Here is a 15,185-nt window from a genome sequence, read left to right as displayed (position 1 = left end):
ACATGTCATAATCCGGAAATGGACTTTGCGTGTCCCGAATTTCTCCTGAGACATTTCCAGGCTGAAATGCGCATCTAATGGCATTTCCTCGTGTAGATGCGTAGGTTGGATGTTGCGGCTGCGCCATAGTCCGAGCTTACTTTTTGCCACGTGGGGGAGTATCAGAAAGTGGTTGATTTCGCCGTGATGACGACCAGAGAAATGGCCGATTACATCAAGACCGTATGGTCTAGCGAACACGTCATCAAAAAGCGCGGCAGGCGCCCGGTCCAGGGAATCAGATCCGTGAACAGCACCGATCTGCCCGAAAAGCTAAATCGACTTATCAATCAGATCCTGGCTTCGGAAGAGGTGTTCGACCTGCCGGGCCTTCCTGGAGAAAGTAACACCACCCTCGCGTCCGAGGTGCCCGGAAAGATGCGATCGTACCACGGAAATATCGACGGTTGGTTACCTGATGCCGACTACACCAAGATGACGACGAAAGGCCGAAAATACGCCGCCTACATCAGCGAATTCAAGGGCCAGCCTAACAACCTGAAAGGCAAGTCCGGCGGCGGTACAGGGCAGACCGGCTATATCGAATACACGGCGGTTGGATGGCGGCAAGCCGGACAGCACGGTCGTCTCGTCTACAACTACTACGAAGACAAGATGTACCTGACCTTCCACTATCAGACGGAATGGTTTGGCAAAGGCGAAAACGTTTTCGTGCTGATCAACTGGCAACTCGGGCTGGGGAAGAAAAGCCCTGGCACCACCTCTGCCAAAGCCGCACATGTCTGGGCCCTCAATTCTGTAGATGGTTGATGATCGCATCCCGCACAGAGGCGGACGAGCCCCTGTTTCGCCTTTCAGCACGCTATAACTTTAGAGGAGACCGCGTTCATGCCGATCGGAATCAGCCTGTCATTAAGCGGATATAAGCGCTTCATCACGCAGCTGCGCGGGGATCTGAGGGCGAATGCGCACGGCTGGTGTCTCGTCAACACTCCCGAAGGCCTGGTGCTGCACATCAATCGGCATGACCAGTACATCAAAAGACTGGGCGGGAGCTTCAACTACGATCTGACCGCGAACCAGAGACGCGACGAAACTCATTACAGCAACATGGGTGGCAAAGACAGACCGGTCACGGCGCAATCGTTGAAAGATGCACTTGAAACACTCGCACGGGGTGGGGATTATGATGCTATCGGTCCACATTTGCGCCAAGTCTGCCTGTTGGCATCGGAAGCCGCGCGATCCCAGATCATTTATCGGTGTATTCTGAAGTTGCTGGAAGGAAAAGGCAGATCCGTTTCGGTTGCCGACTTCGATGGCTTGTCGCTGAACTACAGCTCGACCAAAGCGGCAAGCTTCATCAACGGGTTCTTTACGCTGGACAGCGAGCACTACGCCCGCAATGCAAGCAACCCTAAAGTGGCTTTAGCGCTCAATAAGCTTTCGGCAAAGCTCGGAAGGGATGTTCTCGGATAACGGCTGAAAATTCGTATTACGACAGGATCGTATCCAGAGCGTACGGACAAGCACATGGCGAGACGCGCAACCCGAATGGTCCGATGAACAAATTGCGGTTACTCCTGTCGAACCATCCCTTCTTCGGAAAACTTTCCGAAACGGCATTGGAGCAGGTGCTAGCGGCCTGCCGGCAGGAAGCGTTCATGGCCGGCGATGTACTTCTACGGCAGGGCGAGGTCAGCGATTCGGCAATCGTGATCCTGGAAGGCACGGTCGAGGTCGTGGCGCAGACGACATCGGGCTCGGTCTGCTTGGCGACGATCCGCGAGCAGGCACTGCTGGGCGAGATAGGCATCCTCGCGAACCTCCGGCGGACAGCAACGGTCCGCGCCATCGAGCCGGGTTGCCTGTTGAGGATCGGGAGAGACCAGTTCAACAGCATTGCGGAAGGCGAGCCGCAGGTCCTGCGCTATGTCATCGGCCAACTCGGCGGCCAGATCCGCGCCTTCAACACGGCCGTTGGTGTCTACACAGATGCGCTCGCGGCGCTCGAGCGGGAAGAATTCGACAGCGAGATGCTGGAGAACCTCAACAATCCCCCGGCTGAACTGGTGAATTTCGCCGCGACCTTCAAGAAGATGGCGCGGCAGATCGCCTTGAAGCGCCAGCATCGCGAGGAGATGGCCAACGCAACGGCGATCCAGCGCGCCATGCTGCCGCAGCCGCTGCCGCAGGATCTCTCCCGACGCGCCGAGTTGTTCGCCGCCATGCGGCCCGCCCACGACGTGGGCGGCGACTTCTACGATGCGTTTTTTGTCGACGAGGATCGGCTGGCCGTGACGATCGGTGACGTTTCCGGCAAGGGTGTGCCCGCGTCCCTGTTCATGGCAGTTTGCCAAACGACGATACGCATGGCCCTGCGGGAGGAGCCGGACGATATCGGGCGCGCCCTTGAACGCGCCAACGGCCTACTGGAGGCTGAGAACACGACATCAACATTCGCGACCTTCTTCGGAGCAATCGTCGATCTGCGCACAGGGCGCATGAGCTACACCAACTGCGGCCACAACCCGCCGATCCTTCGCCGTTGCGATGGCGGGATGGAAGAGTTGGCATCCGAAGGCATCGCACTTGGTGTCCTCAGTCCGGCCGGCTACACGACGAGCGAAACGGTGCTCCACCGCGGAGACCGACTGCTGCTGTTTACCGACGGCATAACGGAAGCTCACGATGCAAAAGGAGCGCTTTTCGAGGAGGAGCGGTTGAGAGCCGCGTTCGACAAGCACCATAAGCTTGACGCTCGCGCTTTCGTCGAGGGAATATTGGCCGAGACTGAGGCCTTCGCCGGCAATGCGCCACAGCACGACGACCTCACCTGTCTTGCACTGACTTTTCTCAGTGCGAGTGCCGGGCCGGCTACATGAACAGAACGACCAATATCGCGACATACGTAAGGTGGTGCATCAGCTGATCGAGCCCGATCATGCGCCAGAAAAAAGCGGTGTCGCCGTTTCCGGTGCGGCGGCCGATATATTCCTTCACCCAATCGATGTGGTAGTGCACAACGAACTCGGCAACGAGGATCGCCGCGCCCAGCAACAGCGGCGGCGCGATCACCAGGAGCGCGAGGAAAGTGCCGCCGACGTGCAGCCCCGCATGCAGGAAGCCGCCGGGATGTCCGTAGGTGCCCTTGTTCCTGAGCTGGTACGGCGTCTGGAAGACGAAATCGAACAGGAAGTGCTTCACCTCCAGGATCACGAGAACAATCAGAGCCGATATCGTCATGATCCTGCCTTCCACCTTTCATCACCCAACGCACCGGCACTGCGCCGCACGGCGATCCCGGTCTATTTCTGCTCGGCCACGAAGACACCGTCCCAATCGGCGCCTGGCGGGTCCTGCCGCATTGCCGAAAGCCGCCGTGCATAAAAATCGTAGAGCTTGTTGAGTGAGACGGGCGCAGCGCGGCGAGTGTGCGCGAGCGCGGCCTCCGCGGCATCGACTTCAGCCCGCCTGTAATGCGCCAGGAAACGGCCGTGTGCGGCCGCGAACGCCTCGAATGCCGGCGTGTGCGCCTGTGCGGCGTCGCCGACAAGGACGTGCAGCGGTACAGGTTCCTTCCGGCCCACCACCCGCACCAGATCGGCTTCGACAAAGGCCAGATCGGCCGCGCCCCGCCGTGTCTCTTCGGTGACGAGAATGGTCACGCCGTATTGCTTGGTGAGGCCCTCCACCCTGGAGGCGAGATTGACGCTGTCGCCGATAGCCGAATAGCTGAAGCGCTGCGCCGAGCCGAGATTGCCCACACAGCAGGGGCCGGTATGAAGACCGATTCCGACCGTCAGACCGTGGCCCGACCTCCGGTTCAGGGCTTCGACGGCATCGAGCATGTGAAGCGCGGCAAGACAGGCTTTGCGCGGATGATCGGCGATGTCGAGGGGCGCGTTCCAGAAAGCCATGATCGCATCACCGATATACTTGTCGATCGTCGCTTCCGATTCGAGAAGAACATCGGTGGCAGGCGTCAGGAAGTCGTTCAGGAGCCGGGTCAGCGCATCGGGATCGAGGTTCTCGGACAAACTCGTGAATCCGCGGATATCGGAGAACAACACGGTCAGGTCCCGCATTTCCCCGCCCAGCCGCAGCGTCCCGGGGTTGTTGGCCAGCCGACCCACGAGAGAGGGCGACAGGTAGCGGCCGAAGGCGCCGCGGATGAAACGCTTTTCGCGATCCGTCATCAGCAGGAGGACGGGCATAGTGACTGCGAATACGCCCAGGACGGCACCGCCGGGCAAGATCGGGCTGATCAGCAGGTGGCCTCGGCTGAACGACAGCCACGACAGTCCAACGGCGGCGGCCAACAGCGCCACCGCCGCAAGGCTGCTGACCAACGCGCCGGCGCGCCACTCCACCCCCAGAATGACCAGCCCGAACAGCAGGGCAAGGAAGAGTTCCGCCCCTCGCACCCAGTCAGGCCGGGTGAGAAACACCTGCCCCATGATCTGGTCGATGATCTCGGCGTGCACGCGCACGCCTGCCGTGGCCTCCTGAAATGGCGTGGCGACGATGTCGCGCAGGCCGACGGCGCTGGTGCCGATGAGGACAATGTGCCCGTCCACTGCCGACCGAAGCGCTTCCTCATCGCGGCGTCCGAGAAGTGCGGCGGCGGAAACGGTCGTCATCTCCGGCATTCCGGAATAATAGATTCGGAACTGCCCCTGCGGCCCCGTCGGCATGGCCAGAGCACCGGCCTTCAGCGCGGTCATGGCCGTGTGGCCGGTGTCCGTCTCCCGGCTTGCGCCGGTGCTGCGGACGACGAAGGAGCCGCCCCCCTGCGCAACCCGGAGAGCCTCGATAGAAAGCGACGGATAAAGATTGCCTTGCGCGGTCGCCAGGAGCGGGAGAGAACGCACGACACCGTCGTTGCTCAGCGGGAACGAGAAGAAGCCGAGGCCCGCAGCCTGCCGTTCCAACACCGGCAGATTGGCGACGCCGCCGCGGAAGGCGGGAAGATAGATTGTCGGATCGACGCCACCAAACGCAAACCCCGCTTTGGGCGGCGACAGGGGAGCCCCGGTTTCGTCGCTGATCGCGATTCCGGCCACCACAGGGTTGCGCGCAAACGCCTCGGCGAGTACCGCATCATTGTCGGGCATGGTCGCGTCCTGCGGAACCGTGACCGAAACACCGGCGTCCTTCAAGGCGGCGATGGCGCGCGCAGGCGACATGCGGTCGGCTTCGGAAAACACCATGTCGAAAGCGATTGCCGCAGCTCCGAGCTCGCCGAGGCGGTCCACGAGCGCGGCGATCGTCGTGCGCGGCCAAGGCCATTGCCCGATCTCGGTGATCGAGGATTCATCGATATCGACAACCACCACGGGGGCGCCGGCCTGCATTCTCGGCTGCAAACGCTGATAGGCGTCGAAAACAAGGTTTCCGAGATGGTCGGAAAGCCGCGGAGCGGACGCCGCGGCGATGACAATGGCGGACAGCGTGAGGAGTCCGGCGATCCACAGGAAGAATGCCTTGTGGCGGTTTCGCGCCATGCTTCCTTCAGACAGGTCCAAGCGATCCCCCAAACGCACACTGCACCATTGCCGGGCGATGCTCCCCCTCCTCTCCCCCGGTGGCGACACTGTGCCTATTGCGGCGTACCCAACGAGGTTCTTTCTCCCGCAAAGACCCCATTGGCCTGCCAGTCACTCCCCGACTCGAAAGCGTCAAAACTGCCGATAACGCCGGCGGCCACGTCGCTGCCATTGTTGACAAACGCTCCATTGGCCGATCCGTACACAAAAGGTTCCATTCCCGACAGGCTGCCCTCGAACGTCGCCGTGTAAGGGCTGCCGTAGACTTCGCCGCTGAAGCTGCGCCCGTCGAAATCGTCGATCGAAAGGTTTCCGGAACGGTCACCGAAAGAATAGTTCAAGGTCATGTCGCCTGCCGCCACATAGGCGTTTCCACCCGACATCACATTGCCGACCGCCATACCTTTGTATGTGGCGCCGGCGTTGGAGGATTCGAGGTTTTCGAGATCAGCGGCTTGGGCCAGGTCGCCGGCGACCCAGGTTCCCATGTGGACCGAGAACCGTCCGCTTTCCGTCGGCGGATCCCCTGAGACGGTCTCGACCTGCGTTCCCCACCAGCCCCACTCCAAAAAATCGCAGGAACTGCATAGATGGTCCGAGGAGACACCCATCTTCGCCAGATCTGTGTTGTTCCCCGAGACGATATAGGTGCCCGCCTCCTGATCCTGGCGCTGATAGACGTCATCGGCCGAAGATCGCTGCACTCGTGTCCTGGTCGGATCGGAGTTGGCCGTCGCGGCGAACGTATCGTCATCGACATAGGCCGAATCGCCGTTCTGGGTGTTGCCGTCGATGCCGTCGCCGAACGCCACCGTCAGCCCCTCGGGCGCACCGACGTCTTGATAGCCGAGCGGCATGGAGATCGTGATCGACCCGCCGATGGACTTGCTGGCCGTATCGAAGGCGATCGTCATGTCCTGCGGACCGGCGCTTCGGCCCAAAATCCGATCGCTGACTGTGACACCGTCGCCCGCATCGTACACAGTTTCCACGAGACCTGCTGCAAATCCCTGGTACGTCCCCGTCAGAGAACGCCCGGGGCTGGCAACGCGGTTTTCCAGGTTGCCGACGTGGATTGTCGAAAAATCCTGACCGGCGAGATACGCGTCGGCCGCTGAATCGTAGAAATGCCCCGCGTCGGCCTGGCTGTCGCTCACGACGAAGTTTTCCCCGTTCCGGCCAAAGATCGCGGTACCGGCACTTCCTGCCAGAGCGGCCGCAGTGCCGAAATATTGATACGAGCGCTCGTTGGAAAAGACACGGTAGCTTCCGCGCCGGTCCAGGGTAAAGCCACTCCCGTCACCAGCCAGAGCACCGACATTGACGCCGATTGCGCTTTTCTGGCTCGCACCCGCACCGTCTAACATGATCCAGGTTTGCAGGACACGCCCGCTCCCATCCCCGCCAGCGGTGGGCTCGACCAGCAGAAAATCAGATATTGTCGCCGTGGAAAAATCGAGATTTGGGTGGTTGGTCACGAAAGGCACGCCGACCCCCTGGATCGGATCAGGCGTGAGACTGTAATGCCTGACACCGCCGCCGGCGAAATTCGCGGTCAAATCCGTGGGGGTCCCGGTTATGGCGTAGAAGGGATTGCTCGGATCCCCATCGATGGCTAGGAGATAGGCTGCGAACCCATAAGGTCCGCTATAGGCGCGTCCCGACAAGGTGCCGAAAGGTGAGCTAATCGGCCCCACCGCGTGGCTTGTGAAGCTTGCACTGTCGTAAACTGGAAGTGTTATCGCTCCCTGTGCCAAGGACCCGGTGCCCTCACCTGCCCCCTCTTCCACCGTGAGCACCAGCGTCTGATCGGAATCGGCAGACCCGCCGACGATTCCATCTCCTGCCGCCCCAGATGGGGACGTCAGGACCCGTAGCGACACCTGTTCGGAGGGCGGTGGTGGTGGCGGTGGTGGCTCCTCGCCTTCATTGTCGTCCATCAGATTCTCCACCACCCGGCGTATGACGTCACGTCCCCCATCGTCGACCACGCGGTTGCGCTCGGGCCGAGGCGTAGGGATCGGCACGAAATCGAGTTGCAGCGGGAGTTCGGAATTGTTTGCCGGAACCTTGCTTGCCGCCACCATGTCGTCGGTCGGGGGCAACGGAGCGCCGCCACCTTCGCCGCCGCGGCCGGAGATTAAGGCCTGGAAGAAGCCCGTCCAATTTGGTGGCGTGCGGACGATCCGGACCGTTCCCGAATTTTCGATGACGATCGAATAGCCCGCCTTGTAGAGTCTCGCAGGCGTACCTCCCGGCTGCCAAAGGGTGAGGCCTTCGCCGAAACGCAGGTCGATATGCGACGGCATGTCGTCGCCGGCAGGTTCGAAGACCATGTCGACGATGGCACCGCGGATACCGACGGTACCGACCGGCGTCTCCAGGTTTACACCATCCGGTGTCTTCGAGGTTACGCCGCCGATAAAGCGGAACACGCCCCTGCCCAGTGATGCGCTGATACTGGCCGTGTTTGCGTCGGGGTCGTAGACGAAGGAGTCGATCGTGAGCTCCGAGCCCGGCCCGACGGTGAAGGTGGTCCCATCAGCAAGGAGAACCTGCAGTAGTCCGTCGGTGTCGGTCTCAATTCGTTCATTGTGTATGATTTCGTCGCCAAGCGTGATGGTGCGAACACTCCGTTGCGGCGGGGTCCCGCGGGTGTTCTGGTTTACGGCTGCCGCCACTCCGGCCGTCTGCGCGGAAGCGGTCTGCGGCATGAGGGCCAGGCAGAAGGCCGTCAACAGATATGTGCTTGCCCGCCGCATGATCTTTCCTAAAAGCTCTTCATGATCGCCAACGATGCGCTGACATTGTCGAATGTGTAAATCTCGTGGTTTGAGTTCACGTCACGGTAATCGAGGACGGCCTGCAACGACCATGTCCGGCGGAACGGAACGGTCAGGGCCGCACGTACAAATGTCTCGACGTCGTGTTGGGCCTGCGCGCCGATCAACATGTCCGGCTCGTCATAACTGCGGTCGAGGATGCCGGCGGCAAGGCTCGCCGCCCACGGGCGCGTGCCGCTGCCGAGCGGCGGATCGAGCAGATAGGTCCCGCCAATGGTGGCACCGACTTCCCAGTTGCTCTTGTAGGCGCGGTCGGCATCGTGTCGCTCGCCTTCGGCGGAAGCGAAAACGAACAAGCGGTTCGTCAAGTGATGGCGCACCCTGCCGAACATGCGCATGCTGCTGCCGCTGCGGTGCGAGGCCGTGGGACGCAACGTCGTGTCGTGATAGTCGTCGTAGCGGTACTCGAAACGCAAATGGCCTTGCGTGTCGTGGGTGAAAGCCTTGTCGAGTCTCACCCCAATCCCGGTGCTCGTGCGGTAGGTGTCGCCTCGCAGCGCGACACCGCCGAGGATGCCGTAGATACCCAGATCGGTTTCATCGAAGCCGAAGCGGTCCAGGCTGACGACCGGTCCAAAGGTCAACTCCGCCAGGGCGGTGTTGATGTCGTCATGGTCGTCGTAGAGTGCGCCGTAGGTCGAAAGCTCGACCTCGAACCGGTCGCCTTGCGACGGAAGCTGACGCGAATAGTGGAAGTGACCCGACAGGAACCCATTGGCATCGGGATCCGCGGTCGCGGCGTCGTTCAGCCGGAAATCCAGCCCGTTCAGGCTGACGATGTCGCTCTGCGCGCCGCCGTTGGCGTTGGACTGATAACGCACGCCGGCGGCAACCGTGCCGTTGAAGCGGTGCACCGACGTGCGTTTTCGGATCGCTTTGAGATATGGCTCCACCTTTGCGACGACCGCAGGCGGCACATTCGGCGCCTCGAGCGCGGCGCGCAGATAGCTGTTCGCCAACTGGTACGAACCCATTCGGAAATAGAGGATGCCCAATTCCAGTTGCAGGCGCGGCACGCCGGGCGCAAAGATCAGCATACGCTCCAGTGTCGAAACGGCGGCCTCTAGGTCGCCGGCGCGCGAGGAGAGCGCAGCATATTCGAAGGCGATATCGAGATTGGCCGGATCGGCCATCATCCTCTGGAACAGAGCTTGGCGGCGCGCCTCGATTGAGGCGTTGGCGCCAGGCTCACCTTGCGGCGGGATATCAATAGGTTCCTGCGCCTGCGCGGCAGTGTGGTGCCCGAACAGGCCCAGAGCGATGGCGAACCAGAGGTTCGCGACCATGACCACACGCAATATTGAGAAACGGCGCGACGTCGCATCCATTACGTATTCCGGCCGGCACAGGATACCCACTATCGCCTGTTTAAAACGTGAGGTCCGCACCGATACGGAGCCGTCTTGATCATCGATGCCGGGAATCGCTGACCACATGCCCCCCTCTTCGGCCGCAGTTTCGCGGCTCACAAGTCGTTTTCGGTTATTTCCCGCCCGATGTCAAAGATGCGGTGCGGTTGCTCACCTGATTACTCATTCGGAACCGTTCGTGGCGGTTACCGCTACCCGCAGCGTCAAAAGCGAATGTGCAACAGTGAAAAATCGTCGGGAAGCGGGCCATCGCTGTTGAAGGAGCGAACCCACTCGAGAATGGCTGAGGGCTGATCGCTCGTCCCCGCGGCGAAGGCAGCGAGATGCTCGACCGTCAGCATGTCACCGTCCGGCCCGTTGACCTCGAACGTACCGTCGCTGAGAAGCAGAAGCTTGTCCCCCGGTTCGATGCGCCTCACGGCGCTTTCGAACGCCACACCGGGAAATGCGCCGATCGCCATTCCGCCAAGTGTCATCAGCAGGCTTGCCGCCGTAGAGCCGTCGGCATGGCGCAAATGGATGGCCGGCGGGTGCCCGCCTGTGGCATAGCGCAACTCCCGCGACGCTCGGTTGTGGACGCCGTACCAGATGGTGAAGAACATGTTGCTCTGCTTTTCCATCGGGAACATGTCGTTGAGCGCGGAGAGAACCGCCGACGGTTCTCGGAAATCGGCGTTTGCCAATGCCGAGGAGCGAAGCACGTTAATGACGGCCGCCGAGAGCAGCGCAGCGCCCACGCCATGGCCGCAAACGTCGATGAGGTAGAAGGCGAAGTGGTCGTCGTCGATCTGATGATAACCGAACGAATCGCCACCCAGTTCGGTCGACGGCACCAGAAGCCAATCGGTAGCCGGCAACTGCGTTCGCTTTTCGGGCAAAATTGAGAACACGTAACGGGTCGCGTCCTTCAACTCCGCCTCCAGCCGTTGCTGTGTACGTTCCAGCAACATGTTTTTCTCCGCCAGCTGGTCTTCGACCGCCTCGCCGTGTTCGAGCATCGCGTCATAGAGAAGCTTGACGTCGTCAAGTTCGGCCTTCAGACGGGTAACCTCCCCGCGCAGACGCAGAACCTCCGCTTCCGGATCGTCCGGCATCCCCTCATCGGTTCGGTTTTGTTCTGGAGAGCGATTCATGATCGTACTTTATCCAGTCCCGGAACACCTAAAGCAAGCGAATGACGGTAATCGGGCTTGATCTGCCTCGAATACCTCCCTTATCGTCTGCTTGGGAAGAGTCGGGGGCAGAACTTTTCCAGTAGTGATCGAAATATGTGCAGCGGTGAAGCGCCCCGGAGGCCGCTTTCGCCGGCTCTGTGCCGGAAAATGGGCTTGTGGGGGAGCGGTGGAATGAATCCATGACAAGCGATTTGCACGGAAATGCAGCGGCAGAAAGCTTTGAACTGCTGGTGAAGGTAAGCATGGATATGGAGGTCTTCTCCTCGAACTGGGCTTATTGCGACAGGCTTTCTTCCTACATCGCAAAGATGATCAGTCACAACAGGACCGACTCGCTGCTTTATTCGAACCTCTTCTCTTCGGCCCTCAACGAATTGCTGGAAACGGCGCACCGGGCCCATGGACGCGGCGAATTCGTCTGCAGCGTTTCGCGTCGTGCCGAGAAGGACCTGATCGAACTTAAAATTCCCTGCGATGCAGCGGGATCGCACTTCTACCGTGAGGCGATGTCGCGACTTTCACAACCCGATGTGGGCGAGCAATACCGCGCAGCACTTTTCTCCGACGGCCCCCTCGATCCGTCGATCGGGCTGCTGGAGCTGGCGGTGGACTACAGGGCGCGGTTGGCCGTTGAGCCGGCTGAGGAAAGTGCCGTTCGGCTGTCAGCGGAACTCTCTCTGGAGGAAGATGAAGGCTGATGTCGGAGGCGACAGCTCAAACGTTCAGAGTCAGTTTCGACGAGAACAACCAGGAATTCTCGATCGTCGGCTCCATGCGCCCGCAGCACGAGCGGGACCTCGCCGGCTGCGTCAAGCTTTTCGAGCAGTCGCTGCAATCGGTGCGCGGCACGCTCTATGTCAATGTCAAAAGACTGGTGCGGCTGAACAACATCGCCTTCCGGGTCCTGGCGAACCTGCTGCTGAAAGCAGGCGGGGAGCGCGACGATCTGAAGATTTCCGTCATCACCTCGAGCGTGGTCGGGTGGTCGACACGCAAGTTCAACGCACTCAGCGACATCCGTCCGAACATCGTGATCGAGGAGTATGATAACGAGTTCTATCCGGGCCAGGCGTTTCTGGAGGAAGGCGGCTTCATCCCGATCCTGCGCACGCAGACGAAGATGACCTGGCGACATGAACGCGGCATCCTTCCACGTCATGGGCTGAAGCCGGGCGTGGTGATGGCCGACATCTGCTGCGGTATCGGCGACTTCGCGGTACTGGCCTTCAAGGAGTTCGCACCCGCACGCATTGTCGCGCTCGACCACTCGAAATCGAGTCTCGCCTATGCACGGAAAGTGGCGGCGGACTTCGGCATCCAAGGCATCGAATACGTCTATGGAGATGCCTCGGAGATGCTGTTGGAGGAGAACCAGTTCGATTTCGTCACATGTCGGCATTCGCTGCAGGTGTTCGACCGCCCTGAGCTGATTCTCAAGGAGTTGCTCCGCATCTGCAAGCCAGGGGGCCGCGTCTACATCACCAACGAAAAGAACTCCCACTGCCTGGGCGAGCCGCGTGGCGAGTCGATCCAATGGACATACAACGAGGTCGCCAGGGTGTGGGCGCACTTCCAGATGGACATCGAATTGGGCCCAAAGAGCCGTCGCTATCTGCTCGATGCCGGGTTCGAGAACGTCATGATGGAATCTTTCATGGTGACCAATCTGGATGGCGACCCGCAGGACTTCGCCGACATCATCCGGTCATGGGAGCGCGTCTATGCTGGGGAGATGGCGGTGCAGCGCGGTGACACGCCCGAATTCATCGAGCGCTTCCGGCAGGGCTTTCAGGACCATGTCTTCGCTGCGCTTCACCCGAAGGGTTATGCCGGATGGCCGATCTGGGTGGCTTCGGGGCGTAAACCCCTATGACCGATACATCCAATACGCTTGCCGCGAAATCGCGCTGGAGCGGTCTCTCGCTCAACAGCTTTCGCGCCAAGTTCATCCTCGTGGTCGGTGCCGCGGTGCTGTTCGACCTGGTGCTTGCCGGTGGTGTGGCCATCTGGAACGTGCAGAACCTTTCACGTGATGCAATCCGCACGGTGCGCCACGGCCTGTCCGAGGCGTCGCAGGAATATCTCGAAACCTATATCGAAACGACGACCCGCCGTGCCGACCTCCTTCTGTCGCAGGTTCACGCTGAGGTCACCGGGCTCGCGAACTCGACCCAAATGCTCATAGACCTGCCGCGAACGCGCTCCGCAATCGGAGGAATTGTCGAGAGTCACCCCGCGTTGCGTGACGAACTCGTCTATAACCGGCAGAAGGGCTGGGCTCAGAACGAGCAGGGGCCGTCCGTCGTCAGCGTTTGGGGCTATTTGCTGGGCGCGGACGGAACACCGCTGCCGGAGGTCGCGGAAGAAATCCACCAGAGTTCGGCCTTCAATTTGGTTGCGCCGTCGCTGATGAAGACGGGGGCCGCCAAGCTGCAGCTCTACTATGTCGGTCCGAAAGACCGACCCATCATGCGTACCACCCCGTATACCGATCAGGCACAGACCTTCGACCGACTTTACCCTGGGCACAACGAAGCCAATTTCTGGGATTTCTTCTTTCCGGGCGTCTACGAGGGATGGCAAGGATGGCTGGCGGATCCGGATTCGCGCCCGGTCGCCTCGGACATCGTCACCACGGCTCCCTATGTAGACGCCATAACGGGGGCGCTGATCGTCAGCTTCTTTCACCCCCTGTGGACACAGGACCGCTCCGACGTGGCGGGCATGGTGGCGGCCGACATAACGCTGGACCAGCTGGCTGGCCTCGTCGAGAGTGTTGAGATTGCCGACACCGGTTTCGGCTTTCTTGCAATGTCGGACGGCAACATCATCACCACCACTGAGGAGGGCGTCCGGACACTCGGCCTGGTATCCAGCGACGTGACCGGCCAGGGCGTGACCGGCGTCGCCCGCTCCCTGCGCGCGAGCACCCAGCCGGAAGTCGTCTCGCTGGAGCTGCCGCAGGACAGCGGGACGCGGATCACGACCATACACCTGGAGGAGAATGGTGAGGAGGTGCCCTATACGGTGGTATTGCGCCGCCTCGCCCCGACGAATCTCTGGGACGGCGGTGGCATCGTCGAGGAAACGATGAGCCTGGGCTTCGTCGTGCCCGAACGGGAGATCTATGCGGCACTTGCCGCGGCCCAACAGGATATCTCCGACGCGACTGACCGCATCCTCAAGTGGCAGCTTGCCGCATTCGTCATCTGCCTCCTCATCGTGTTCATGGCGGTCTATGCGGTGTCGGGGCGGATCACCGCAGGGCTCAGCGCGCTTGCCGATGCAGCCAATCGGCTCCAGCGAAAAGACTATTCCGTCCGCGTGGAGATCCCTACTCGCGATGAGGTCGGTGCTGTCGGCGTGGCCTTCAACAAAATGGCCGAAGAGATCAGGTATCACACCGAGAATCTGGAAAAGGCCGTCGAGGAGCGCACACACGAGCTCGCTGCGGCGAACGAGGAGATCACCGCCCTCAATGCAAAGCTCAAGTCCGAGAATCTCCGCCTGGGTGCGGAGTTGGACGTCGCCCGCCATATCCAAATGATGGTCATTCCCAAGTCGGCGGAGTTGGGGGCAATTCCGATGATCGAGGTCGCAGGCTACATGGAGCCTGCCGACGAGGTCGGAGGCGATTATTTCGACGTGCTGCAGAGCGGATCCCGGGTCAAGATCGGCATCGGTGACGTTACCGGTCACGGCCTCGAAAGCGGCGTCTTGATGCTCATGGTCCAATCGGTCGCACGGGCGCTGCAGGAAAAGGGCGGCGGCGATCCCAAGGAATTTCTGGAAGTCCTAAACCGCGCCATCTTCAAGAACATCGAGCGCACCAAGACCGACAAGCACCTCTCCTTGGCATTTCTGGATTACGAGGACCGCCGCATCACGCTTTCAGGCCAGCATGAGGAAGTATTGGTGGTACGTTCTGACGGCGAGGTCGAGCGTATCGATACGATGGACCTGGGCTTTCCCATCGGCCTCGAAAGCGACATCGGACCGTTCGTGCGGACACATGACTTCCGGTTCGACAATGGTGATATCATCATATTGCACACGGACGGCATCACCGAAGCGGAAGGCGCCGACGGCGAGTTGTTCGGCCTCGACCGCCTCTGTCAAAGTGCCAGACGGCACCGCAACGGGTCCGCCGATGAGATCAAGGACGGTATCATTTCCGACCTCATGGCGCATATCGGGAGCCATAAGATCCACGATGACATAACCTTGGTGGTGATGAGGCACAGATAG

The 15,185-nt window shown here is 60.8% G+C and carries 11 protein-coding genes; 6 read left to right on the top strand and 5 right to left on the bottom strand.

Translation table 11 applies throughout. The features are described from left to right. Positions 1–168 precede the first annotated feature (168 nt). The 3 genes from ACFP9U_RS00495 (at position 169) to ACFP9U_RS00485 (ending at position 2,885) form a co-directional block, all read left to right on the top strand. Positions 169–810 (top strand): hypothetical protein, encoded by a 642-nt coding sequence (locus ACFP9U_RS00495; RefSeq protein WP_378618220.1) that lies wholly within the window; start codon positions 169–171, stop codon positions 808–810. Positions 811–888: 78 nt separating this feature from the next. Further along, complete coding sequence (locus tag ACFP9U_RS00490) at positions 889–1,479, top strand: hypothetical protein (RefSeq protein WP_378618218.1); 591 nt, start codon at positions 889–891, stop codon at positions 1,477–1,479. A gap of 185 nt (positions 1,480–1,664) precedes the next feature. Next, entirely contained in the window at positions 1,665–2,885 is a 1,221-nt protein-coding gene (locus ACFP9U_RS00485; protein WP_378618216.1) for a PP2C family protein-serine/threonine phosphatase, read from the top strand. Here the strand turns inward: ACFP9U_RS00485 and ACFP9U_RS00480 are convergent. From ACFP9U_RS00480 to ACFP9U_RS00460, 5 genes are all read right to left on the bottom strand, one after another. Next, a complete protein-coding gene (locus ACFP9U_RS00480) occupies positions 2,878–3,246 on the bottom strand; it encodes a DUF3307 domain-containing protein (RefSeq protein WP_378618214.1) in 369 nt (122 codons plus the stop codon). The two genes, ACFP9U_RS00485 and ACFP9U_RS00480, sit on opposite strands and share 8 nt — an antisense overlap. Positions 3,247–3,308: 62 nt before the next feature. After that, the gene (locus tag ACFP9U_RS00475) at positions 3,309–5,507 is read right to left on the bottom strand and encodes a CHASE2 domain-containing protein (protein WP_378618212.1); all 2,199 of its coding nucleotides are present in this window, start codon (positions 5,505–5,507) and stop codon (positions 3,309–3,311) included. A 95-nt stretch (positions 5,508–5,602) separates the two neighbouring features. Continuing rightward, entirely contained in the window at positions 5,603–8,230 is a 2,628-nt protein-coding gene (locus tag ACFP9U_RS00470) for a FecR family protein (RefSeq protein ID WP_378618210.1), read from the bottom strand. 89 nt (positions 8,231–8,319) lie between these two features. Then, the gene (locus ACFP9U_RS00465) at positions 8,320–9,828 is read right to left on the bottom strand and encodes a surface lipoprotein assembly modifier (protein WP_378618209.1); all 1,509 of its coding nucleotides are present in this window, start codon (positions 9,826–9,828) and stop codon (positions 8,320–8,322) included. Positions 9,829–9,965: 137 nt separating this feature from the next. Further along, positions 9,966–10,856, bottom strand: a complete 891-nt coding sequence (locus tag ACFP9U_RS00460) for a PP2C family protein-serine/threonine phosphatase (protein ID WP_378618207.1) — start codon at positions 10,854–10,856, stop codon at positions 9,966–9,968. Positions 10,857–11,092: 236 nt separating this feature from the next. Here ACFP9U_RS00460 and ACFP9U_RS00455 point away from each other — a divergent pair, with 236 nt between their 5' ends. Genes ACFP9U_RS00455 through ACFP9U_RS00445 form a run of 3 tightly spaced genes read left to right on the top strand, consistent with a single transcriptional unit; the run spans position 11,093 to position 15,185 of the window. After that, entirely contained in the window at positions 11,093–11,635 is a 543-nt protein-coding gene (locus tag ACFP9U_RS00455; protein ID WP_378618205.1) for a ubiquinone biosynthesis methyltransferase UbiE, read from the top strand. Further along, entirely contained in the window at positions 11,632–12,810 is a 1,179-nt protein-coding gene (locus ACFP9U_RS00450) for a methyltransferase domain-containing protein (RefSeq protein WP_378618277.1), read from the top strand. Before ACFP9U_RS00455 ends, ACFP9U_RS00450 begins: the two co-directional genes overlap by 4 nt. Beyond that, positions 12,807–15,185 carry a SpoIIE family protein phosphatase gene (locus ACFP9U_RS00445; RefSeq protein ID WP_378618204.1) on the top strand — a complete coding sequence of 793 codons (2,379 nt, stop codon included), beginning with the start codon at positions 12,807–12,809 and terminating at the stop codon, positions 15,183–15,185. The genes ACFP9U_RS00450 and ACFP9U_RS00445 overlap by 4 nt, the downstream gene beginning before the upstream one ends.

The sequence above is a fragment of the Nitratireductor sp. GCM10026969 genome (assembly GCF_042660605.1).
In the GTDB taxonomy this organism is placed as follows: domain Bacteria; phylum Pseudomonadota; class Alphaproteobacteria; order Rhizobiales; family Rhizobiaceae; genus Chelativorans.
The sequence above is the reverse complement of the archived record's forward strand: the minus strand, read 5'-3'. Positions and strand labels throughout refer to the sequence as shown.

What these genes read in the sequence shown, in the direction of transcription:
- ACFP9U_RS00490 (WP_378618218.1), top strand. Translation starts at nt 889, where the DNA reads ATGCCGATCGGAATCAGCCTGTCATTAAGCGGATATAAGCGCTTCATC.
- ACFP9U_RS00465 (WP_378618209.1), bottom strand. Translation starts at nt 9,828, where the DNA reads ATGTGGTCAGCGATTCCCGGCATCGATGATCAAGACGGCTCCGTATCG.
- ACFP9U_RS00485 (WP_378618216.1), top strand. Translation starts at nt 1,665, where the DNA reads ATGGCCGGCGATGTACTTCTACGGCAGGGCGAGGTCAGCGATTCGGCA.
- ACFP9U_RS00460 (WP_378618207.1), bottom strand. Translation starts at nt 10,856, where the DNA reads ATGCCGGACGATCCGGAAGCGGAGGTTCTGCGTCTGCGCGGGGAGGTT.
- ACFP9U_RS00445 (WP_378618204.1), top strand. Translation starts at nt 12,807, where the DNA reads ATGACCGATACATCCAATACGCTTGCCGCGAAATCGCGCTGGAGCGGT.
- ACFP9U_RS00480 (WP_378618214.1), bottom strand. Translation starts at nt 3,246, where the DNA reads ATGACGATATCGGCTCTGATTGTTCTCGTGATCCTGGAGGTGAAGCAC.
- ACFP9U_RS00475 (WP_378618212.1), bottom strand. Translation starts at nt 5,507, where the DNA reads ATGGCGCGAAACCGCCACAAGGCATTCTTCCTGTGGATCGCCGGACTC.